This is a genomic window from Marinilactibacillus sp. Marseille-P9653 (assembly GCF_916618885.1).
Lineage (GTDB): Bacteria > Bacillota > Bacilli > Lactobacillales > Carnobacteriaceae_A > Marinilactibacillus.
Genome location: NZ_CAKAKH010000001.1, coordinates 2,108,177 through 2,129,465 on the forward strand (window position 1 = coordinate 2,108,177; position 21,289 = coordinate 2,129,465).

Consider the following 21,289-nt stretch of genomic DNA (forward strand, 5'->3'; position numbering starts at 1 on the left):
AAACTGTCATACTATTACTTCCGGTTATAATATTAATCACGAGAAAAGCACTATCCATTACTTCTCATCTTGGAGAAACAACGGATAGTGATTCAGATATGGAGCTGTTTTTTTAATCTATTGATTTGCTCTTTGACTGCTTCTGGCGCCGGGCCACCTTCAAGATTTCTCTTATTGACACATTCATCTAAATCTATGGCTTCGTATAGATCTTCTTCAAAAGCTGGATGCAAGACTTGGTACTGTTCTAGTGAAACTTCTTCTAATGTCTGTTCATTTTTTATGCAAGTCTGGACTAGTGAACCAATCACTTCATAAGCTTCTCTAAACGGGATACCTTTTTTAGTTAAATAGTCAGCGCAATCTGTGGCATTGATAAAGCCTTTTGAAGCAGCTGTTCTCATACGATCCGAATGAACTGTCATTGTCTCTACCATCGGAATCATGGCTGATAAGGCAATATTGACTGTACTGATGCTATCAAATAAGGCTTCTTTATCTTCTTGCATATCCTTGTTATAGGCTAGCGGTATCCCCTTCATCATCGTTAGTAGGGTTTGAAGATTTCCATACGTTCTACCTGTTTTACCGCGAACAAGCTCAGCGACATCCGGATTCTTTTTCTGTGGCATAATAGATGACCCCGTCGCAAAAGCGTCATCCAATTCAATAAATCGAAATTCTTGCGTACACCAGAGAATGATTTCTTCTGATAAACGAGAAAGATGCATCATAATCAAGCTCAGTGCATAAGCCGTATCCAGTACAAAATCCCGATCCGAAACCCCGTCCAGACTATTGGCCGTAACTTCTTTGAAGCCTAACTGTTCTGCAACAAACTGGCGGTCCAGTGGATACGTTGTCCCAGCTAAAGCACCATTTCCTAGAGGCATCGAATCTGTATGATCTAATGCTTCATCCAGTCGTTGAATATCTCTGGCAATCATTTGACCATATGCCAAAATATGATGCGCAAAGGTGATCGGCTGAGCAATTTGAAGATGCGTATAACCCGGCATGACCGTTTCGATATGTTGTTCGGCTTGCTGAATCATCACTTGCTCGAACTGAATCAACTGTGTTCTGATTTCAGTGATCTGTTTTTTCACATATAGTCTCAAATCTAAAGCCACTTGATCGTTACGACTTCTTCCTGTGTGGAGTCGTTTCCCGGCGTCACCGATACGTTTTGTCAACTCTGCTTCTATAAACATATGAATATCTTCAGCTTGTTCGTCAAATGCTAGCTGACCACTTTTCAAATCATTTAATATAGCATGCAAACCTTCGATGATTTGTTCTGTGTCTTCATCGGAAATGATGTTCTGCTGTCCAAGCATCTTGGCATGGGCAATACTTCCAGCAATATCTTCTTCAAATAAAACATAGTCAAAGCTGATAGAAGAATTGAATACATCTACTTCATGAGCACTTTTACCGCTGAAACGACCTTCCCATACTTTGTTGGAATCAGCTGACATAGGCAGGCACCCCCATTAAATGGAGCAATACGGCTTTTTGAACGTGGAGCCGATTTTCTGCTTCTTCAAAAATAACCTTTGCATGCTGCTCAAAGACATCTGTGGAAATTTCTTCGTCTTTATGCGCTGGCAGACAATGCTGGACCATGACTTCTGGATCTGCAACAGCTAAAAGATCGTGATTAACTTGATAAATATTCTGGAATACTTTTTTTCTAATCTCCGCTTCTGCTTCGTCCCCCATACTTGACCATACATCGGTGAAAACGACATCCGCATCTTGTACAGCTTCGTATGGATCTTCTGTTAATAGAAAATCGGAATGGTCAATGTACTTGTCTAAAATAGCTTCATTGGGCTGATACCCTCTAGGGGAAGCCACAGCGATTGACGCGCCGGCAAGTAAAGCGCCAACGATTAGTGAATTGGCCATATTATTACCGTCTCCAACAAAGGCGAATTTTAAGCCTTCTAGGGTCCCTTTTACCTCTTGGATCGTCATTAAATCTGCTAGAATTTGACAAGGATGATACAAATCAGTCAGTCCATTAATAATTGGAATAGACCCGAATTCTGCGAGTGTTTCGACATCCTCTTGGTCGAATGTCCGAATCATGATTGCATCCAAATACCGGGACAATACACGAGCTGTATCTTCAATCGATTCTCCGCGCCCCATTTGAAGATCATTTACACTTAAGTATAGTGGATGCCCACCTAGCTGGTTCATACCGACTTCAAAAGATACACGTGTACGCGTAGAGGCTTTTTGAAAAATCATACCCAGTGTTTTCCCTTTTAAATAAGGCGTTTCAATCCCTGCCTTGAGTTTCTTTTTCAAATCATGTCCTGTTTCAAGAAGCATGAGCAACTCGTCTTTTGTCAAATCTGATAGTTTCAGTAAATGTTCCATTAACTGACCCCCGCTTCTACTTTTAAAATCTTTTTCAAACAATTCACGGCTTCATCGATTGCTTGTTCATCAATAATCAGTGGTGGTAATAAGCGTAGTTTTTCTTTGGCTGTCAGGAATAGTACGCCTTCTTCTTTAGCTTTGGCTACCACTTCTTTGGCTGAAATATTTTTAAAGATCACTCCAATCATCAGTCCTAAACCAGAAACGGACTGAACCTCTTCTAAAGCGCATAATTTTTCTTTAAGTAACTCGCCGTTGGCTACAATTTGATTTAAAAAGGTATCCGTCAAGGTATCCAGTACCACATTCGCACCAGCCGTTACAACGGGATTCCCTCCAAATGTCGATCCATGGTCTCCTGCTTCCAGTACATGTTGCACTTTTTCTCCCAGTAGCGCTGCCCCAATTGGCAAGCCATTTCCAAGTCCTTTTGCACTCGTGACAATATCTGGGTTTAATTCAAAGTGTTCATAGGAAAATAATTTACCCGTACGACCAATCCCTGTCTGTACTTCATCAATGATCAACAAACAATCATTCTGTTCGCAAAGTGTTTCAATTTCTTCAACAAACGTTCGATCTAGAGGAATGACGCCCCCTTCTCCTTGAACCAGCTCAATCATGATTCCACAAACCGTTTCATCAAATTTATCATGCAGATCTTCAAGATTATTGGTCTCTACAAAATCAAAGCCTTCCGTAAATGGATCAAAGTATTGATGAAAAACATCTTGTCCTGTTGCCGATAAAGTGGTAACGGTACGACCATGAAAAGAATTACTCAATGTAAGTATCTTATGCTTGTTTGATTTTTTTTTATGCCCGTATTTTCTGGCCACTTTGATGGCTACCTCATTTGATTCTGCTCCAGAGTTCACAAATAAAACATGCTTCATTCCAGTTTTTTCACATAGCTTTTTAGCCAGTTCCGCACCAGGTTTTGTGTAGTAAAGGTTTGAGATATGTTGAAGTTGGCTGAGCTGATTTTGCGTTGCTGCCACCCATTCTTTATGTTGATAACCTAAGGAGTTAACCCCAATACCAGCAGTGAAATCCAGATACTGCTTTCCATCTTCATCGTACACATAATAACCGTATCCTTTTTCCAAGGCGACATTTACGCGCGAATAAGTTGGTGTTATATAGTCATCTGTCCAAGTCATACTATTCATTCGTCTACACACTTCCTTTTCATTTCAATGTTTTGATTTATTTGTAAAACAAGGTTCCAATCCCACTATCCGTTAAAAATTCTACGATCAGAGAATGTGGTATACGTCCGTCTAATATAACCGCCTGTCTAACGGATTCTCTGACCGCATCCACGCAGCACTGAACTTTAGGAATCATTCCGCCACTAATGATTTGGTCTTCATAAAGAGAAGACACTTTATCGATATCGATTTGTTTGATCAATGTTTCTGGGTCGGTAGGGTCTTCAAGCACGCCGGCAACATCTGACATCAAGACAAAGTTATCTGCGCCAAGTACTTTGGCGATGCCGCTAGCCATCTCATCTCCGTTGATGTTACAGGTTTCCCCGTTTTCGTCTGTTCCAATACAGGCAATGACCGGTATATAACCATTTTGGACGAGGTCCTTGATGACTTGTGTATTGACTCCTGTGATTTCTCCGACCGCACCTAAGTGTTCTGGATCTTTCAAGGTGGCTGAAATCATTCCGCCATCGATCCCACTGATGCCCATGGCTTTTCCACCTAAGCGATGTATCATACGAGTCAGGTCTTTATTGATTTTTCCAGCTAAAACCATTTGAGCAATGTCCATTGTAGCTGCATCTGTTTTTCTGAGTCCATTCACAAAAGTACTCTGCACGTCTGCCTTCTCAAGCCAGTGATTGATCGCTGGCCCGCCTCCATGTACGATGACCACATTGATTCCTACCTTGGCTAGCAACAAAATGTCAGAAAGGACCGCTCTTTTCAGCATTTCATCCTGCATGGCCGAACCACCATATTTAATAACAACCATTTTCTGATCATACCGCTGAATATAAGGCAGTGCATTCGTCAGAATTTCTGCTACTTTAAATGAATCTAGTGCTTGATCATGTTCTGTAAGCACTGTTGATTTTGACGTAGTCATACGTAAGGTCACACCCCCAAGCTGTTGCTTTTTCTTGTCCTCTATACAAGTAAATATCAATACTCAACTGATCTGTTCCTAAAATTTCAAAAGCTTTATCTTCATCAAATAAAAGAATAGATCCTGCTTCACATACGCAGATACTTTGATAATTTTCTGCGCGTAAGTATATGTCCATGCTTTGTTGATCAAAATCTGCTCCACTGTAACCGATCGCGCATAGCAAACGACCGACATTCGCATCTCTCCCGTGTACAGCCGTTTTGACCAAGCTACTGCTGATCACTTCTTTTGCGATCAGCTTTGCATCTTGTTCCGTACTTGCTTCTAGTACGTTACATGTGATCAACGTGCTTGCCCCTTCTCCGTCTTTAGCAATGGCAATAGCCAGTTCTTTGCAGACTTGATGTAAAGCTTCTTTAAAAGTGGCGTAACCAGGATGTTCCACAGAATCAATAATTGCGTTACCGGCTTTTGCATTCGCTAGTACGGTGACCATATCATTTGTAGACGTATCTCCATCCACACTGATCATATTAAACGTATCTTTTACGATAGATTTAAGTGCTGTAGATAAAATCTCCGGTTCAATCGCCGCATCCGTTGTTACAAAGCCAAGCATTGTCGCCATATTGGGATGAATCATGCCACTTCCTTTCGACATACCCCCAATTTTGACAAGTGTATCTTCTATTTCAAAAGCAACGGCGCTTTCTTTGATATTTGTATCTGTAGTTAAAATGGCTTCTGCGGCTGATCGGTCACCTGTTTCATTTAGTTGATCCACTAGTTCCGGAATCCCGTATTTAAAAGGTTCAATATCCAACGGTTGGCCGATAACCCCCGTTGACGCTACGATCACATCATCATTTGATATATCAAGCGACTCTCCAAGTAATGCACAGACCTGATGTGCAACTTCAATCCCATTCGCATTGCAAGTGTTCGCATTCCCGCTATTACAGATGATGGCCTGCGCATAACCATTTGCACTATGTTCTTGTGTTACGATAAGTGGCGCACCTTTTACTTTGTTTTGTGTGTACACACTTGCCGTTGAACACAGTTGCTGGCTATAAATGAGTGCCAGATCTTTTCTTTTCCGTTTAAATCCAGCATGTACTCCGGAAGCTAAAAATCCTTTAGGTGCACAGACATTTCCTTCAATCCATTCCAACTGCTGATCTACTTTTTGTTTTGTATTGGCTTGCATCCTTTCACCTCTCCCCTCAAAACGATGGTGCTACCATCGAAAGTCCTTTTGTCTCATCTATTCCTATCATCAAATTAAAATTCTGCACTGCTTGTCCTGCCGCACCTTTTTGCATATTATCGATCACACTGACAATAATCAGTCGCTTGGTTCTTGAATCCACCGCTAAGCCAATATGACACTGATTGGAGTGACTCACATGACTGATATCCGGCAACTTTCCTTTTTCAAGTACGGTTACAAAAGGTTCTTTTTCATAGAATGTTCTATAAGCGGTATAAATTTCTTCAGCAGTAACCCCTTCCTTGATATCCACATAGAGTGTGGATAAAATCCCCCGATTGACCGGCAAAAGATGTGGTACAAAAGAACATTGAATCTGTCCGCCACCCATAACTTGAATCATTTCTTCGATTTCTGGTGTATGTCTGTGGCTTCCTACTTTATAGGCATTGAATCCCTCATTTTTAAAAGCAAAATGTGTTGCTTCCGATAAGGATTTCCCAGCCCCAGTTACACCTGACTTGGAATCAATAATCAGGTTACTTGGATCAACTAACTGCTTGGCAATTGCTGGATAAAGGCCTAGTAAAATGCTTGTCGGATAACAACCAGGATTGGCAACCAGCTGAGTTTTTTTAATGTCCTCACGGTTTAACTCCGGTAAGCCATAAACGGCTGCTTCTCGTAACTCGGGGTAATCCACTTTAACGTCATACCAAGCTTCGTAAGCGGTCAGGTCTTTTAGTCTGAAATCCGCTCCAATATCGATCACCTTTTTGCTTTTATCCATACATTGTTTGACTAATGCTTCACTTTTTCCATGTGGTAAGCAAAGGAAAAGCAAGTCCGACTGTTCGATGACCGTTTCATTGTCTGAAAAGATTTGATCGTAAGCTCCTGTAAAAGCTGGAAAAACCGATGAAAGTGGCTCTCCTATATGATTCACCGAAGACAAGCCGGTCAGCTGAACATTTGGATGAGTCAATAATATTCCAATCAGTTCCGCTCCAACAAAACCGCTTGCTCCAATCACCCCAACTTTTACTTTTTTCATACTTTAAGACCTTCTTGTTTTGTAGTGAACTGATTTTGTGCCTCTTTTGCAAATTGTGTTTTCTGTTTCATTTCAGCTTGGATAACACTAGATAAGCCGTAAAGATTGATGAATCCAGCTGCATCACCTTGATTGTATACATCATCTTCATCAAAGGTCGCAAAAGCTTCTGAGTAAAGGCTGAATGGTGACTCCACGCTTGAGACGACCATATTGCCTTTATACAATTTCAGTTGAACGGTTCCCGTAACGGTCTGTTGTGTTTCATCAACAAAAGCGTCCATCGCTTGTTTTAAAGGTGTGAAAAATTGTCCATTGTAAATTAAATTCGCATATTTTTGAGCGAGATCTTGCTTGTATTGTAAAGTTTCTTTATCTAGCGTAATCATCTCCAGCTGCTCATGGGAAAAATAAAGGAGTGTCCCACCTGGTGTTTCATATATCCCGCGGCTCTTCATTCCAACAAGACGATTTTCAATCATATCGAGGATGCCTATCGCGTTGGCGCCTCCTACCGTATTTAATTGCTTGATCAACTGAACACCGTCTGTTTCTTTTCCATTTATCGCTACTGGAATGCCTTGTTCAAAAGTGATACTGACATAAGTCGGTTTGTCTGGTGCCTGTTCTGGCGTGACACTCATTTCTAGAATCGAATCGTATTTCGGTTCATTCATTGGATCTTCAAGGTCTAGTCCTTCGTGAGACAAGTGCCAGAGGTTTTTATCTTTGGAGTAATTGGTTTCACGAGAAATTTTCAAGGGAATGTTATTTTTCTCTGCGTAATCAATCGCCTCTTCACGAGAAGTGATGTCCCAAGTTCTCCATGGGGCAATAATATCGATTTCCGGCGCGAGTGCCTTGATCCCCATTTCAAAACGGACTTGATCATTGCCTTTTCCAGTACAACCATGACAGATCGCATCGGCTCCTTCTTGTTTGGCAATATCCACTAATGCTTTTGCAATAACAGGACGAGCCGTCGCTGTTCCTAGAAGGTATTTGTTCTCATAAATTGCTCCTGCTTTCAGTGTGGGAAAGATAGAATCATAAACAAAAGCTTCTTCGATTTCTGCTAGATAGAACTTTGAAGCGCCCGTTTTCAAAGCCTTTTCTTCTAATCCTTCCAGTTCATCTTCTTGCCCAACGTTAGCTGTAACGGCAATAATTTCACAATTGTAATGCTCTTTCAGCCAGTGGATAATCACTGAAGTATCGAGTCCTCCTGAATAAGCTAGTACGATTTTGTTGTATGTTTTTTCTGTCATGATGTCTGCTCCTCTTCTCATTTTAGTTTTTTGGGTATAAAAAAAAACCACCTCTGTTTTTACACAGAGACGATTATTCATCGCGGTACCACTCTACTTGCAGACGATTATCATTTAACTTTCTCGGGTGTCTGCCACCTCAGTGCAGTAACGCTGCAAAGCGGCTATCTCTTCTAATTTCTAACTTCTAAGAAATCAGTTAAGATAGCATCTTCCAAGTGCGGTTCAGTGAAAACTTTATGCCGACCTTCCACTCTATGTCGACTCGCTGACTGCTTTAAGCATTTATAAAGTCATTCACTTACTCTCTTGTTCATTGATGTTATGACGTAGTCTACAATAGCTCAAAATAGAAGTCAACACTTTTTATACTTATTTCTGCATATTAAATCACATAATATTAGTTAAATTTGTTTAATATAAATTTTTATACAATATTATAATTCGTATACAACTTAATGAATATGGAAATATTCCATAAAAAAAGACGAAAAAAAGCTACAAGGTAGCCCTCTCTCGTCATTTAAGCAAATCATTGTATAACCTTATTATTAATATCCTTTTGAATAATCAACCACATTCACTGGTAAAGATTCACCTTCTACAAAAGCTTTAAGATTTTTTTCGAAAATAGGGAAAAGGTGACGGTCATAATTCTCTAAATGACCTGAAATATGTGGCGTAATCAATACGTCGTCTCGTTTCCATAAAGGATGATCTTCTGGAAGTGGCTCTTCGTGCAGTACATCTAGTGCTGCATAAGCTAAGTTTCCATTTTCTAGTGCATCGATCAAATCATCTGTAACAACTGATCCACCTCTACCCACATTGATAAAGATTGACTGTTCTTTCATGTTGTTGAACCGTTCTTTATCAAAGAAGTTTTCTGTCTCATCTGTGAGAGGTAAAATGTTCACAACAATATCCGCCTGACCAATGACTTCTGACAGATCGTCTTGGGTATGTTGTTCGTCCATATTCTCTGCATGATCGCCACTTCGATTAATTCCGATTGTTTTCATATCGAAAGCTTTCGCAAGTTTCCCAACTTGCTTACCAATTTCTCCTGTTCCAACAATCATAATGGTCTTTTCTTCAAGTTCGATCAAGGTTTCTAGTTCAGACCATTCAGCGTTAAGTTGCGCTTTCAAAGAGTGGCCAATTCCTCTAGTATAATTCAAAATCATGGCCATAGTCGATTCTGCAATACCCTTTGCATGAATTCCACTTGAATTGGTTAAGACAATTTCTTGCTTCTCGAGTTCTTCAAGGTCCAGATAATCGATTCCTGCAGAAGCTGTTTGAATCCATTTGATCTGATTTTTATCGTTATTAAGTAGCTCTGTTCCTTGATCTTTTTTCCAACTATACAGAATTTCAATATCTTCAATGGCATCCGCTTCTTCTATTGAACGAATAACCTTATGATCTGGTGCTAATTCTTCCACACGTTTTTGATGTTCTGACTGAAGTTCTCTTAATGCTAAAATATATTTTGACATAGATTCTTCCACTCCCTTTTTTCTATTATGACATAGGGGGCTTCAAATTTCTATTATCCGCTTCTTAAGAAAACACGATCAAAAAAAGACACTGACCTTTTAGAGCGTCAATGTCTTTAAGAGACCGGTATTAATTTAAAGTTTAAATGCCTTTATTTACATTTTCGTAGTTTCCAGAAACAGAATTCAGTTTTTCAATTGAATCATTCTCAAGGTTATAACGGTACATCCCAATCATGTTCGACCATTCTACGCCGTCTTGTTCCATTGACTCTCTTGCTTCGATTGTTACCCACTGATCATCTGTTTTATTCACAAAATAAGAGTAGTTTTCATTCGACAATCCTAGTCTTCCAATTAGTTGATCGAATGCATAATCTTCCGCTTCTTCGTCAGTAGCAAATTTATTTTCTGGTTCAGCTTCTGTTTCTGTCGTTTCTTCTGAGTCTGTTTCTGAACTCGAACTTGTTTCTTCTGCTTTCTTATCCTGAGCAGATAACCAGCTTCCCAATTCTTCGTCTGTTGCTGCTTCGATAGACTGACCTGTTTCAGCTAAGTATTTTTCTGCAAGCACGGAAGAACTACGCTCTGTCTGATACTCAGTTTTGTCAGAAGAGGCTCCCGCTACTTGTCTTGCTTGTTCCGCTTGAGCGAGCGTAACTTTTTCTAAAAGCCCTTCAGCTTCATCCTTAATTGCTTGATATTCCGTTAAATCTTCTTTAAGTAAAACAGATAACGTTCCAGCTGATTCATCCAGCTGCTCATTATCATATTGCGCTTGTGCTTGGTCTAGTTCAGCTTGATACGCTGATCTTTTATCATCCGTTTCATCTACTGTTTCTGCTGTTTCAGTCGATTCTGTATCTATTTCAGTAGTCGTTTCTTGTTCTGTTTCAGGTGCCACTACGGCTTCATCATTATTATTGCTACATGCAGCTAGCGCAGCCCCAACAGTTAAAAGCGTGATTATTTTCGTCCAGTTTTTCATAAAGACTACCTCCTTCATTTGATTATAGTATACTGTATCTTTTTTAAGAATACTATAATTCTCTTATAACTCGTGGTACTCTGAATAAATATCTCTTTTAGGCTGTTCTCTTAAAATAGACACTTCTTTTATTGCCTGCTTGCTATTTAACCCGTCTGATTCCATTAATTTTTCGACATGTTCTTTTACAGACCAATCTTGCCATTCCATTACTTCTTGGTCTAAAATCGGATCAGCATTCCCTTCAAGAATCACACAGAACTCTCCTCGAATCTGCTCTGCTTGAGCCCATTCAGACACTTCAAAAACCGTTCCTCTAATAAATTCTTCATATCTTTTCGTTAACTCTCTAGCTAGAACAATCTTTCGATCTGGTCCCATGACTTTTTCAATTTGTTCCAGTAACGCTTTTAGTCGATGTGGCGATTCATAAAAAATGATGGTTTCTTGGCGCTTATTCAGTGTTTCCAGTTCAGTATGCAAATCTTTTTTCTTCCGTGGTAAAAACCCATGAAAGTAAAACGGTTGGGGTGAGATGCCAGAAGCAATGAGTGCTGGCAGTGCAGCATTCGCTCCAGGTAATGGGACGACTGCAATACCCGCTTTAATAGCTGCCTTAACCAAGTCAACACCTGGATCGCTGATAGAAGGCATACCTGCGTCGCTCACCTGAGCAATTGTTTCTCCAGCAATCATTCTTTCAACCAGTTTTGGTGTCCGCTCCTGTGAATTGTGTTCGTGAAAACTAATCTGACTTGTCTGAATTTCAAAATGATTCAGTAATTTCTGCGTATTTCTTGTATCTTCAGCAGCAATTAGATCTGCTTCTTTCAGCATTCTGATAGCTCTAAACGTCATATCTTCTAAGTTCCCAATCGGTGTCGGTACTAGATATAACATACCTGTTTCTGTTTTCTCATAACTCTTTTGCGTCTGCATCAACTGCATCCTCTCTTCTTACAATCTTACATCGTTCTTGTTGACTGAACGGCAAACTTACTCCATTCTGTTTTAAATACCGTTCTTTACTGATTCTTTTTCGTTTTTTGAAGGCTGCTTCGGCTTTTGTCGCTGCACTTCTTGTAGGATGAATTTCAGCATAGATCATTCTAAGAGGGCGTCTGTAGCTTGGTTTTGTATATTTCGCACCCGTACCTGAATTATGTTCATCCAGTCTTCGTTCTAAATCTGTAGTATACCCACCATAAAATGAACCGTCTTTACAGTGTAGTACATAGAAATAGCTATTCTTCGTTTCTTTCGGCTCCATAAATCATCCTTCTCACTTCAGGTAAATATTGGTCATTTTGATCAAACACAAATAAAGGCGCGAGCACAGTGAAGCCTGTTTCTTTTCCATTTTTAATGCCTTCAATTAGTATCATATTTGCTTCTTTATGCTGTTTAGGATAAACAAATCGGACTCTTTTAGGCGCGAGGTTAACGGCACGCATAGCATCCAAAATTTCTAAAAATCGATCTGGTCTGTGTACAAAATAGGCTTTTCCTTTTGTTTTAAGTAAAAAAGCCGTTGCTTTCATCATTTCCTCCAAAGACAAATAAATTTCATGTCTGGCAATCGCAAGGTGTGTGTTTGGATTCTGAAGACTTTCTTCAGTCACTTTAAAATAAGGTGGGTTACAGGTCACGACATCCACTGAATCATGTCGAATCATTTCTCTGACTTCTTTAACATCAGCATGTTTCATCATTACTTGTTCCTGTAACTGATTCAATTCAATACTTCTATTTGCCATATCCACAAGTCTTTCTTGAATCTCAACCCCAGTCACCGGACTAGCCGTCTTTTGACTAAGCATGAGGGCAACTGCACCGTTCCCAGAACAGAGATCAACAATTTTAGCACGATTATGCTTGGGTACTTGAGCAAACTCTCCTAACAATACGGCATCTAATGAAAAAGAGAAAACTGAAGGGCTTTGTATTATTTCTATATCGTATTGCATCAACTGATCAATACGTTCGTCATCTTTAAGTAAGTCTTTCAATAGCTTAGCTTCCTTCTCTATTTGTTTCTTATAGTATACCAAAATTTCAATTCAAAAATGACCTTAGAATTGACAAAAGCCCCTCCCAATTAAGGGAGCGGCTCTCTGATTAAAAATAAATGACTTATACAGTTAATTCGTGCAAAATTACTATTCAAATTATATGACTGAGTTTCTCATTTAAACAACACAGTCCCTACCTCTACTGTGTCCTTACAACTCTATAGTTGCGCCAGATCGATTAAACTTCGTTAAAACGATTTTATATAATACTTCATATTTATTCTTAATGTAGTTACATTATACCATACATTTCAAAATAATCAATTTCTGTGCATCATAGCGTTGTATTTAAACCTTTGAATTCAATGGTTTAAACTATACAAGTCATCTTACGTCAATCTTAATTCTATTCACTATTCTTAATTATTTAGCTTTTATTGATAAAACATCACACTTTCAGAAAGCAGAATAACTGAATTAAATATTGATATAGAATGTTTCTTGCAATCAGCTAAGATGTTTTATATAATATAAATCGTAACGTTTACGGTTTAAAAGAGTCAACCAACGACTCTCTTCAATTTTGAATAAAATATAGAAAGGAAGAGAATACTATGGCCGTACCAAAACGTAGAAGATCTACTGCAAAGAAAAAGAAACAGCGTACACATAAGCAACTGAAAGCTCCAAATATCTCTTATGATGAAAAGCTCGGTGAATACCGTATGAGTCACCGCGTTTCTAAGAGTGGTAACTATAACGGAAAAAAAGTGATTGATTAATCAAAGCGATTGAAAAAGACAACCATAGCTTACTGGTTGTCTTTTTTCGTATCAAAATTTATATAAGGTTCTTTGCTTCTTTTAATGCTGACCATTATTTGCTTTCCACTATGATCCCACTGCACCATTCTGTAAAAAGCATCATGGTAAAAGATGAATTTTGCGTCAAGCTTGCGCGCTTCTTCCATCCAATACTGTTTAGCTGCAATAGAATCCATCGGATAATCATCAAATCCAAGTACCCATAGAGGATTTTGATGAGCATGCGTAGGCATAATATCAGCTAGATGTAAAAGCGTTTCTTGGTTCTGTGTCAGCTTTACGATAGAGTGTCCTCTGCTGTGTCCACCGGTATGAATCAGTTCAATACCAGGTACAATCTCAAGACTCTTTTCAAAGGTTCTAATTTGTTCCTCTACTGCTTCCCAGTTTTCTTTCCAGTACGTACTTTTTGAACGAATATTAGGATGGCGAATTTCATCCCATTCAATATCATTTACATAAATCACTGCGTTTGGAAAAGTGGATACATATTGACCTTCTTTCAACTGAGTTAGCCCTCCAGCATGATCAAAATGCATATGTGTCATGATCAATCCATCAATATCTTGGACAGTCAATCCAACCTGATCCAAACTTTCTTCTATTCGAGTCTCTTCCCGTACACCATAGTTTCTGATCTGCTTGTCTGTTAACTTGCCTGTTCCTACTCCAGCATCAATCAAATAATTTTTTCCTTTATATTGAATCAAAATAGCATCAGTTGGCAATTCTATCTGATTCTTTTCGTTAGCCGGATATTTTCTTGACCAGAGTGGTTTAGGGACCGGACCAAACATGGCGCCTCCATCCATTGAAGTAATGCCTCCGTCTATCCAAGTCAGCTTCATATCATGGAATACTAATGTGTCTAATTGGTCAGCCATTTAATTTCCCCCTTTCCCTTAGATCTTTTTCTGTTTCCCAATCACCAATAAACCCAAAGTTAATTGTAAGTTCTTTGAATTCAGGATCTTTGTGTCGATTCAACCATGTTTTATACCTTTTCTGGAGTATCTTAAGTGTCTCTTTTTGATTAAATAATGTACAAATATTAAGAGCTTGTTCGCAATACTCTTTCCCTCTTGTTTCATTCTGTTTTTTGAATTGCAGTATACCTTTATTAAATATGAAATCAATATGCGGACTAAGTAAATCGACGTCTTTAGAATAATGCTGGTCAAAGGCTTTGATCGTCTCTTCTGCATAGTCAATTTTACCGTGATAGATAAATGTTGAAAAGTTATTGGTTAAAATCGTATGTAGTAATTTACTATCTCTTGGAATCGACTGATATATTTTACTCCTTTTCAGAGCTGTCCGCATTAAAACATAGGTTGTTTCAACATCAAGACTGAAACCAAACATGGCGTAGAGTCTTAGTTCCATTTCTCCCCAGTTTTCTACTTGCATCAAATAATCCAATACTAGTAAATTGCTATTTGGTTTTTCTTCGTTTATATCTTCCAAACCCTCGATAAAATAAAGAAAAAATTGCTGCCAACTATAAGGAGCCGGTCTAGCGGCCTTGATTTCCTCTTTTAGTTTCTTGAGTTGCTCGTAATGATTGTTATTTACATAGTCTTCTATGCGAATAGCATAATAGCGGATATCTGTTTCCAAATCTGATCCTCTTAAATATAGAAATTCTTCTGCTGTCGTATTGATTTGATCTAACAACTGGAAAAATAAGTCTACTGGAACCATGGATTTCTCGTTTTCAAATCTGGATAACTGAGAAACGGAAAGGACTGATCCACAAGCTTCTTTTAGCGTAATTCCTTTGCCTTTTCTAATTGTTTTAAATAACTGACCGTACATAACGACCTCCTTTTTTTGCATATCTGCAATTTTATACTTGCGATTAGTTTACCTCACTTACACTAAAGGTACAAATAAAAAAGGACGTGATATTATGTTTTCTATGCTTAAAAAATTTTGGAAAGAAAATGTATTTATTGGTATTTTGCTGCTTATAACGGCTTCTTGTCAAACCATGGTGAGCGTTTTGAATGCACGAGCGTTCAATGCGCTGATTGACTTAGACTTTGATTTATTTTTTTGGACGACTGTACAGATGTTTATGATTTTCATGTTATTTTTACTTTTTACTTTTTTCCAAATCAACGCTATGAGTCGGATCAAACAGCGTATGGTAACGGCCATTCGTCGTTCGATTACTGAAAGGCTTGAAAAAGTCAGCTACAAAACCTTTCATGAAAAACAGGTCGGTACGTATGCTTCTTGGTTAAGTAATGATATGAATACAATCGAAGTGGATGCTTTTGATGAGTTCTATGCTGTTCTCTCTGGTATCATCGCTACTATAACTTCAGTAGTTGCACTTTTCTTCTTCCATTGGAGTATCGTGGTTTTAAGCTTTGTGATCGGAGCACTGACACTCTGGTTACCTAAATTATTTGAGAAGAAATTGGCTACTGCCTCACTTGAAACAACTCGACAAAATGAAGTCTTCTTAAGCAAAACTTCTGATGCACTATCTGGTTTTGATACTCTGTTCTCTTTTAATTTATTAAGTCGCATCACTTCATCTGTTCGTCATGCATCATTAAAGCTTGCCGAGGCAAAAAATCATCAGGCACGAGTTATGAGCTTCGTTGTGAGTCTAGGTGCTTTCGGAAACATTCTTGGGCAGTTATCCGTAGTGGCCTTGACTGGATTTCTAGCCTTTCAATCTTTACTTAGTCTCGGCTCGATTGCCTCTACCGGAAATCTGGCAAGCACCATCTTTAATACCGTGGGTAACCTTAGTCAGCGTATCGCTGGTATTCGAGCGACACGTCCAATTTTTGAAAAGTTTGAAAAAATAGATTGTCTTGATGAACAAGTTAATGAGCGTATTTCTTGTCGTAGTGGTTTCGAACTATCCAATGTTTCTTACGCCTATGGGGATAAGCCTTTATTTGATAACCTCTCTTATTCTTTCTCTCTCGGCGGAAAGTATGCAATTACTGGCGCTAGCGGTAGCGGTAAATCTACCTTATTCAATGTTTTAAGTGGTAAACTAACAGACTATTCAGGTTCGGTCTCTTTCGCTGGGCACGAGCTAGAAACTTTAACTGGCCAACAGTTGCGGCAACATGTGCTCTATGTTGATCAAGTCCCTTATCTATTTGATGGTACAATCAGAGATAATATCACACTGGGTGAGACTTTCGGAGACTATATTTTAAAAACAGCTTTGGCACAAAGTGCACTAGATGAATTCATTCTACAACTTCCTGAAGGTCTGGATACGCCTGTTGGAGAGGGCGGCCGCTCTTTATCTGGTGGGCAACGTCAACGCATCGCTTTAGCTCGCGGATTGGTTCGTGGGAAATCCATTATCTTAATTGATGAGGGAACTTCTAGCCTAGATGAAGTTAGTGCAATCAAAATTGAACAGCACCTAGTAACTAATCCAAAATTGACTGTCTTGATGATCACGCATCATCTAAGAGATTCTATAAGGTCTCAATTAGATGGCTTACTGTCTTTAAGTTGATTCTATTGTAAGATTACTTAAAAAAATAAACCATCCTCTTCGCTTTCAGCTGAGCTGTATGTTAGAGGATGGTTTATTTAAATGATTATGCGCTTTGATTTTTCTTTTGGTAATAAACGAATCCTGCGATACAGACGAGTAAAGAGAAAATTAGGAAGAATGGTACAAATGTTGGATTAGAGAAGATTCCCCCTATTAAAATGACGAGTGAGCCAAGTGTTCCAAGCACTGGTGCAACGTAACCTAAGAAGACATTTTTGATGACACCTTCTCGTTTCAGTTGGATAACTTTTAAATATAGAACGGCGTATGCCAAGTAACTGAATACAATCGCGATCTCACTGATGTCTCCACCCGATAACAAGGACGTTTTTTGAGTGATGTAATGTAATCCCATCCACACCAAGCTGACTACAAAAGCAAAAATAGTAGAAGCGGGTGATAATTCTCTTTTTGCATCCATTACTTTGATACTATCGCTCATTGGAATCATATTTTTTGTTGCAAGTGCTTGAGGGAGACGGATATACCCTAAAGTCAATCCGTTCACTACACCTAAAACAGCAATCAAAACGAATGTAAGCATAATAGATTCACCATTAGCGCCGAGTATAGCTGTACCAATCTGACTGATTGCAGCATCTCCTGTGGACAAGATATATTCTTCTCCAACAATCGATACTGTTCCTAGGAAGTACGCTAGGTAAACAACGAGTACAATCAAAGGTCCAATGGTCAACGCGATTGGCATATTGCGTTTAGCATTTTTAACTTCTGGTGTGATGGTTGTCGAGATGACCCATCCTTCAAAAGAAAAGGCCATTGGCGCTAAGGCTGCAAGCCAGCCGAGTCCGACAGAGCTTGTTCCAATCACAGCCACTTCGTTTGGAATTTCAGGGCTTGGCGCGCTCCAGAACAATCCTACAAGACCAATCCCGATTAAGGGAATCAGTTTAATGAACGTCGTAAGATTCTGGAAACGTCCACCTGCTTTAAGTGAAATATAATTCATCCCAAACAAGAATGTTAAATAAATAAGTCCTATGCCGACTTGTGTTTCAAGTGTTGATGGTAAGTTAAACAGCATTGTGGTGTAAATTCCAGCTACCCATGCAACCACTACTGTGATTGTCGGGAAATAAACCCATACTTGGAACCAGCCGAATGCACTAGCTGCCGCAGGTGAAATGAACTCTTCAAAATATCCAACTACGCCACCTGTTTTTTCTGTTCTACTGGCTAATTCAGTTAATGTAATACTTCCAAAAATCACACATAAAGCACCAAAACAGAATACAAGCACGCCTAGTAAAACATCGCCACCTGTATAAGCCAAGATATCATCTGATTTGAAAAAGATGCCTGATCCTACACAGATACCGACGATCATAGACAATGCTGTCAGTAATCCATAATGCTGTTTTACTTCAATCTTCTTATCTTCCACTGTTTCTCTCCCTTTTACTGTTGAATAGTATTTTTTATTATACTTTATTCATATTATAAATAATTATACTGAATACAGTATAATAGAGAATATAACAGAAATCACAGCTTAAGAAAAGAATGTTTTGCTTTATTCACTTAAATCGTCTATCCCCTTTGTACAGCATACCCGCTTTAAATCATAAGTAGTGTCCATCTTGCCATAACACACATTTTCCAGTCTTTAATGACTTTTGAACGTCGATGATTTGCTGATTCGAGCTCCCTCTAAATGCCAGACCCAGATCCTTTTTCTTTAACTCAAATCGTCCGTCTACGACTACATCCAGATAAGACAACAGTGTCTGTTTATCTTCTGTTCCGGCCATCAATTCTTCCCAAGTATATCCCGTCCATGACCAGATATCTTTTTGGCTGCCAAACTCTTCTCTAATGCGTTTACTCAACTGGATCGTAACTCCGGTATTCAAGAATGGCTCTCCTCCTAGTAAGGTCATTCCTTGACAGTAATCTGCACGTAGATCTTCGATGATTTGATTTTCCAGTTCAATAGAATAAGGTTTGCCATATGCAAAATTTTGCGCGACTTTGTTGTAGCATCCTTTACAAGCAAACGGACAGCCACTGACATAAATACTGCATCTCACGCCTTCTCCGTCCACAAAGTTATAGGGTTTGTAATCTGCGATATAGTGTTTGCTGAATTGTTCAGATGTCCACACTACTGGATCAGTTTTCATCGGTCTCACAACTTTCCATATGCTTTATCCTAGAAGCGATTTCTTTATGTCTACCCTCTACCATTGGACGTTTCTGCGGATTACCGAGATAGCCACACGTTCTTTTCACTACGTCACATGTCTTGGGATCCGTGTTTCCACATTGTGGACATTTGAATCCATACTCTGTTGGGCTAAAGTCTCCCTCAAAATTGCATTGATAACAGTGATCGATCGGTGTGTTCGTTCCTAAGTAACCTACTTTGTCATATGCAAAGTCCCAGACAGCTTCCAAAGCTTTAAGATTGGTTTGTAATTTAGGATATTCACAATAATGGATGAACCCTCCGCTCGTAAAAGGTGCATAGTCTTTTTCAAATTCAATCTTTTCAAATGGTGTCGGATTCTTTCTAACATCGTAGTGAAAGCTATTTGTGTAATAACCTTTATCTGTAATCTCTTTTATTACACCAAACTTCTCTGTATCTAGTCGACAGAATCGATCCGTCAGACTCTCACTTGGAGTCGCATAAACACTGATATGAAGATCTGTTTCTTTGCTCCACTTATCCGCTGCCTGCTTCAGTTCTTTCAATATGTTCAAAGTAAAGATCTTTGCTTCTTTGTTCTGCTCCCAGTCACTACCAAAGAAAGAAGCTGCGGCTTCGTACAAGCCAATATACCCTATCGATGCAGTCGCTCTTCTATTTAAAAATAGGCTTTCGACAGCTTCTTCTTTATTCAGCCTCTTGCCAAAGGCACCATGCATATAAAGAATGGGTGCGTTCTCAGGCTTTGCTTCCATGACCCTTTTTGCTTTAAAGACTAGACCGTCACGCAAGACTTCTAGACGTTCTTTTAAAATAGACCAAAATTTATCTTGGTCGCCCTCTGCTTCCAAAGCCATTCTTGGAACATTTAAAGTCACAACACCTAAGTTCATCCTCCCCGCAGTGATTTCTTTGTTTTCTTCATTTTTCCATCCTTGTAGAAAAGATCTACATCCCATCGGCGCTTTAAAACTACCTGTCAGCTCCACAATTTTATCGTAAGATAAGATATCTGGATACATTCTTTTAGCAGAGCATGCTAATGCGAGCTGCTTAATTGCATAATTCTGGTCATCTTTATTTAAATTGATACCTCTTTTCAGTGTGAAAATCAGTTTAGGAAAAATTGCCGTTCTTTTCTCTTTGCCAAGCCCATTTAGTCGTACCTTCAAAATCGCTTTTTGAATCTCTTGCTCAATCCAAGAAGTGCCGAGTCCGAAACCGATGCTCGTAAAAGGTGTCTGTCCCTGAGATGTGTACAAGGTATTGATTTCATACTCCAAACTCTGCATAGCGTCGTAGATGTCTTTTTTTGTTTGCTCTGTGGCAAAGGCTTGTTGTTCTATAGGATTTCCCACCCATTTCGCAGCTGTTTTCTGATGCTTTTTGTAATTCAACTCTGCGTAAGGTGCCAGCACTTCATCGATTCGGTCAAAACTACATCCCCCATATTGGCTGGAAGCTACATTTGCAATGATCTGAGCTGTCTGAGCCGCTGCAGTTTGAATCGATTTAGGAGACTCTACATCTGCATTACCGATTTGAAATCCTTTTTCAAACATCTCTTTGAAATCAATCAAGCAACAATTACTCATAGGAGCATAGGGAGTGTAATCTAGATCATGGTAATGAATCTCTCCTTTTTCATGAGCATTCGCTACGTGTTCTGGAAGCCACTTCAGTCCTATCGCTTTTCCAACCACTCCTGCTGTCAGGTCTCGTTGTGTATTAAATACTTTACTATCCTTATTCGCATTCTCATTTACAATACTCTTATCTTGATCTAAAAGATTCTGAATCATTTGATTCACATCTCTTCGCTTCTCTTTGTCGCTTTTTTTCTGTTCTTTTTGAGCATTTAATTGAAAAATCAGCTTTGGTTGACCTATTTCATTTAACACACTCTTGAAAATGTGTTCTATTTCACAAGTATGTATAATAGAATGCGTTTGTTTCTTTATTCTTTCTTCAAGTCTATTTTTCAAAAGTATTTGTTGGTCTTTCTTCATTTCTACATTATCTTTATTAATATTTATGTATACTTTCAACAACTTATCGATGGAAAAATCTTGTATTCTTCCATCACGCTTTTCCACCTTCAATTCTTTAAGATCTCTTTTACTCATTGTTCTAGTTTTATCTAATGTTTTCATAATGATTCCCCTTTCGACTTTTATAACTTTGGTGGTTTTTTCACAAGTAAAA

General features: G+C 38.9%; 19 protein-coding genes and 1 other annotated feature. Of the genes, 2 read left to right on the plus strand and 17 right to left on the minus strand.

Annotated elements, in window-relative coordinates; genetic code table 11:
* Nucleotides 1-92: 92 nt before the first annotated feature.
* The 12 genes from argH to LG377_RS10295 form a co-directional block, all read right to left on the minus strand.
* Nucleotides 93-1,481, minus strand: coding sequence for an argininosuccinate lyase (gene argH / locus LG377_RS10240; RefSeq protein ID WP_225744557.1), 1,389 nt, complete (start codon nucleotides 1,479-1,481; stop codon nucleotides 93-95).
* Entirely contained in the window at nucleotides 1,471-2,394 is a 924-nt protein-coding gene (argF, locus tag LG377_RS10245; RefSeq protein WP_225744558.1) for an ornithine carbamoyltransferase, read from the minus strand. The genes argH and argF overlap by 11 nt, the downstream gene beginning before the upstream one ends.
* Nucleotides 2,394-3,569, minus strand: coding sequence for an aspartate aminotransferase family protein (locus LG377_RS10250; protein ID WP_225744559.1), 1,176 nt, complete (start codon nucleotides 3,567-3,569; stop codon nucleotides 2,394-2,396). Before LG377_RS10250 ends, argF begins: the two co-directional genes overlap by 1 nt.
* A gap of 37 nt (nucleotides 3,570-3,606) precedes the next feature.
* Entirely contained in the window at nucleotides 3,607-4,503 is an 897-nt protein-coding gene (gene argB, locus LG377_RS10255; RefSeq protein WP_225744560.1) for an acetylglutamate kinase, read from the minus strand.
* Entirely contained in the window at nucleotides 4,466-5,716 is a 1,251-nt protein-coding gene (gene argJ, locus LG377_RS10260) for a bifunctional glutamate N-acetyltransferase/amino-acid acetyltransferase ArgJ (RefSeq protein ID WP_225744561.1), read from the minus strand. Before argJ ends, argB begins: the two co-directional genes overlap by 38 nt.
* A 16-nt stretch (nucleotides 5,717-5,732) precedes the next feature.
* Nucleotides 5,733-6,773, minus strand: a complete 1,041-nt coding sequence (argC, locus tag LG377_RS10265; RefSeq protein WP_225744562.1) for an N-acetyl-gamma-glutamyl-phosphate reductase — start codon at nucleotides 6,771-6,773, stop codon at nucleotides 5,733-5,735.
* On the minus strand, nucleotides 6,770-8,041 hold the full coding sequence (locus tag LG377_RS10270) for an argininosuccinate synthase (protein WP_225744563.1): 1,272 nt from the start codon (nucleotides 8,039-8,041) through the stop codon (nucleotides 6,770-6,772). The genes argC and LG377_RS10270 overlap by 4 nt, the downstream gene beginning before the upstream one ends.
* Before the next feature lie 62 nt (nucleotides 8,042-8,103).
* Nucleotides 8,104-8,367 (minus strand) — a binding site (T-box leader).
* Between the two features lie 225 nt (nucleotides 8,368-8,592).
* Nucleotides 8,593-9,543: an NAD(P)-dependent oxidoreductase gene (locus LG377_RS10275; RefSeq protein ID WP_225744564.1), complete on the minus strand. Its 951-nt coding sequence runs from the start codon at nucleotides 9,541-9,543 to the stop codon at nucleotides 8,593-8,595.
* A 142-nt stretch (nucleotides 9,544-9,685) separates the two neighbouring features.
* Nucleotides 9,686-10,531, minus strand: a complete 846-nt coding sequence (locus LG377_RS10280) for a hypothetical protein (protein WP_225744565.1) — start codon at nucleotides 10,529-10,531, stop codon at nucleotides 9,686-9,688.
* 63 nt (nucleotides 10,532-10,594) lie between these two features.
* Nucleotides 10,595-11,470 carry a 16S rRNA (cytidine(1402)-2'-O)-methyltransferase gene (gene rsmI, locus LG377_RS10285; RefSeq protein ID WP_225744566.1) on the minus strand — a complete coding sequence of 292 codons (876 nt, stop codon included), beginning with the start codon at nucleotides 11,468-11,470 and terminating at the stop codon, nucleotides 10,595-10,597.
* The gene (locus LG377_RS10290; protein WP_225744567.1) at nucleotides 11,448-11,801 is read right to left on the minus strand and encodes a GIY-YIG nuclease family protein; all 354 of its coding nucleotides are present in this window, start codon (nucleotides 11,799-11,801) and stop codon (nucleotides 11,448-11,450) included. Before LG377_RS10290 ends, rsmI begins: the two co-directional genes overlap by 23 nt.
* Complete coding sequence (locus LG377_RS10295) at nucleotides 11,776-12,498, minus strand: tRNA1(Val) (adenine(37)-N6)-methyltransferase (RefSeq protein WP_225744674.1); 723 nt, start codon at nucleotides 12,496-12,498, stop codon at nucleotides 11,776-11,778. Before LG377_RS10295 ends, LG377_RS10290 begins: the two co-directional genes overlap by 26 nt.
* Nucleotides 12,499-13,157: 659 nt before the next feature.
* Between LG377_RS10295 and rpmF the strand changes: the two genes are divergently transcribed.
* Nucleotides 13,158-13,325: a 50S ribosomal protein L32 gene (rpmF, locus tag LG377_RS10300; protein WP_225744568.1), complete on the plus strand. Its 168-nt coding sequence runs from the start codon at nucleotides 13,158-13,160 to the stop codon at nucleotides 13,323-13,325.
* A gap of 29 nt (nucleotides 13,326-13,354) precedes the next feature.
* Here rpmF and LG377_RS10305 read toward each other — a convergent pair whose 3' ends face one another.
* Both LG377_RS10305 and LG377_RS10310 read right to left on the minus strand, forming a co-directional pair.
* Nucleotides 13,355-14,251, minus strand: a complete 897-nt coding sequence (locus LG377_RS10305; RefSeq protein ID WP_225744569.1) for an MBL fold metallo-hydrolase — start codon at nucleotides 14,249-14,251, stop codon at nucleotides 13,355-13,357.
* A complete protein-coding gene (locus tag LG377_RS10310) occupies nucleotides 14,244-15,185 on the minus strand; it encodes a helix-turn-helix domain-containing protein (protein WP_225744570.1) in 942 nt (313 codons plus the stop codon). The genes LG377_RS10305 and LG377_RS10310 overlap by 8 nt, the downstream gene beginning before the upstream one ends.
* 94 nt (nucleotides 15,186-15,279) lie before the next feature.
* On the opposite strand from LG377_RS10310, the gene LG377_RS10315 reads away from it, so the two are divergent.
* A complete protein-coding gene (locus LG377_RS10315) occupies nucleotides 15,280-16,869 on the plus strand; it encodes an ABC transporter ATP-binding protein (protein WP_225744571.1) in 1,590 nt (529 codons plus the stop codon).
* Nucleotides 16,870-16,954: 85 nt separating this feature from the next.
* Here LG377_RS10315 and LG377_RS10320 read toward each other — a convergent pair whose 3' ends face one another.
* The 3 genes from LG377_RS10320 to nrdD form a co-directional block, all read right to left on the minus strand.
* Nucleotides 16,955-18,316 carry an APC family permease gene (locus LG377_RS10320; RefSeq protein ID WP_225744572.1) on the minus strand — a complete coding sequence of 454 codons (1,362 nt, stop codon included), beginning with the start codon at nucleotides 18,314-18,316 and terminating at the stop codon, nucleotides 16,955-16,957.
* Nucleotides 18,317-18,494: 178 nt separating this feature from the next.
* Entirely contained in the window at nucleotides 18,495-19,055 is a 561-nt protein-coding gene (gene nrdG, locus LG377_RS10325) for an anaerobic ribonucleoside-triphosphate reductase activating protein (RefSeq protein WP_225744573.1), read from the minus strand.
* The gene (gene nrdD, locus LG377_RS10330) at nucleotides 19,045-21,237 is read right to left on the minus strand and encodes an anaerobic ribonucleoside-triphosphate reductase (RefSeq protein ID WP_225744574.1); all 2,193 of its coding nucleotides are present in this window, start codon (nucleotides 21,235-21,237) and stop codon (nucleotides 19,045-19,047) included. Before nrdD ends, nrdG begins: the two co-directional genes overlap by 11 nt.
* Nucleotides 21,238-21,289: the final 52 nt, after the last annotated feature.

Bases quoted from the DNA above. Each gene is read 5' to 3' on its own strand.
- nrdG (WP_225744573.1), bottom strand. From the start codon at position 19,055: ATGAAAACTGATCCAGTAGTGTGGACATCTGAACAATTCAGCAAACAC.
- argB (WP_225744560.1), bottom strand. From the start codon at position 4,503: ATGACTACGTCAAAATCAACAGTGCTTACAGAACATGATCAAGCACTA.
- LG377_RS10290 (WP_225744567.1), bottom strand. From the start codon at position 11,801: ATGGAGCCGAAAGAAACGAAGAATAGCTATTTCTATGTACTACACTGT.
- LG377_RS10315 (WP_225744571.1), top strand. From the start codon at position 15,280: ATGTTTTCTATGCTTAAAAAATTTTGGAAAGAAAATGTATTTATTGGT.
- LG377_RS10295 (WP_225744674.1), bottom strand. From the start codon at position 12,498: ATGCAATACGATATAGAAATAATACAAAGCCCTTCAGTTTTCTCTTTT.
- LG377_RS10305 (WP_225744569.1), bottom strand. From the start codon at position 14,251: ATGGCTGACCAATTAGACACATTAGTATTCCATGATATGAAGCTGACT.
- argC (WP_225744562.1), bottom strand. From the start codon at position 6,773: ATGAAAAAAGTAAAAGTTGGGGTGATTGGAGCAAGCGGTTTTGTTGGA.
- rsmI (WP_225744566.1), bottom strand. From the start codon at position 11,470: ATGCAGACGCAAAAGAGTTATGAGAAAACAGAAACAGGTATGTTATAT.
- LG377_RS10250 (WP_225744559.1), bottom strand. From the start codon at position 3,569: ATGAATAGTATGACTTGGACAGATGACTATATAACACCAACTTATTCG.
- argJ (WP_225744561.1), bottom strand. From the start codon at position 5,716: ATGCAAGCCAATACAAAACAAAAAGTAGATCAGCAGTTGGAATGGATT.
- argF (WP_225744558.1), bottom strand. From the start codon at position 2,394: ATGGAACATTTACTGAAACTATCAGATTTGACAAAAGACGAGTTGCTC.
- nrdD (WP_225744574.1), bottom strand. From the start codon at position 21,237: ATGAAAACATTAGATAAAACTAGAACAATGAGTAAAAGAGATCTTAAA.
- rpmF (WP_225744568.1), top strand. From the start codon at position 13,158: ATGGCCGTACCAAAACGTAGAAGATCTACTGCAAAGAAAAAGAAACAG.
- argH (WP_225744557.1), bottom strand. From the start codon at position 1,481: ATGTCAGCTGATTCCAACAAAGTATGGGAAGGTCGTTTCAGCGGTAAA.
- LG377_RS10270 (WP_225744563.1), bottom strand. From the start codon at position 8,041: ATGACAGAAAAAACATACAACAAAATCGTACTAGCTTATTCAGGAGGA.
- LG377_RS10280 (WP_225744565.1), bottom strand. From the start codon at position 10,531: ATGAAAAACTGGACGAAAATAATCACGCTTTTAACTGTTGGGGCTGCG.
- LG377_RS10275 (WP_225744564.1), bottom strand. From the start codon at position 9,543: ATGTCAAAATATATTTTAGCATTAAGAGAACTTCAGTCAGAACATCAA.
- LG377_RS10310 (WP_225744570.1), bottom strand. From the start codon at position 15,185: ATGTACGGTCAGTTATTTAAAACAATTAGAAAAGGCAAAGGAATTACG.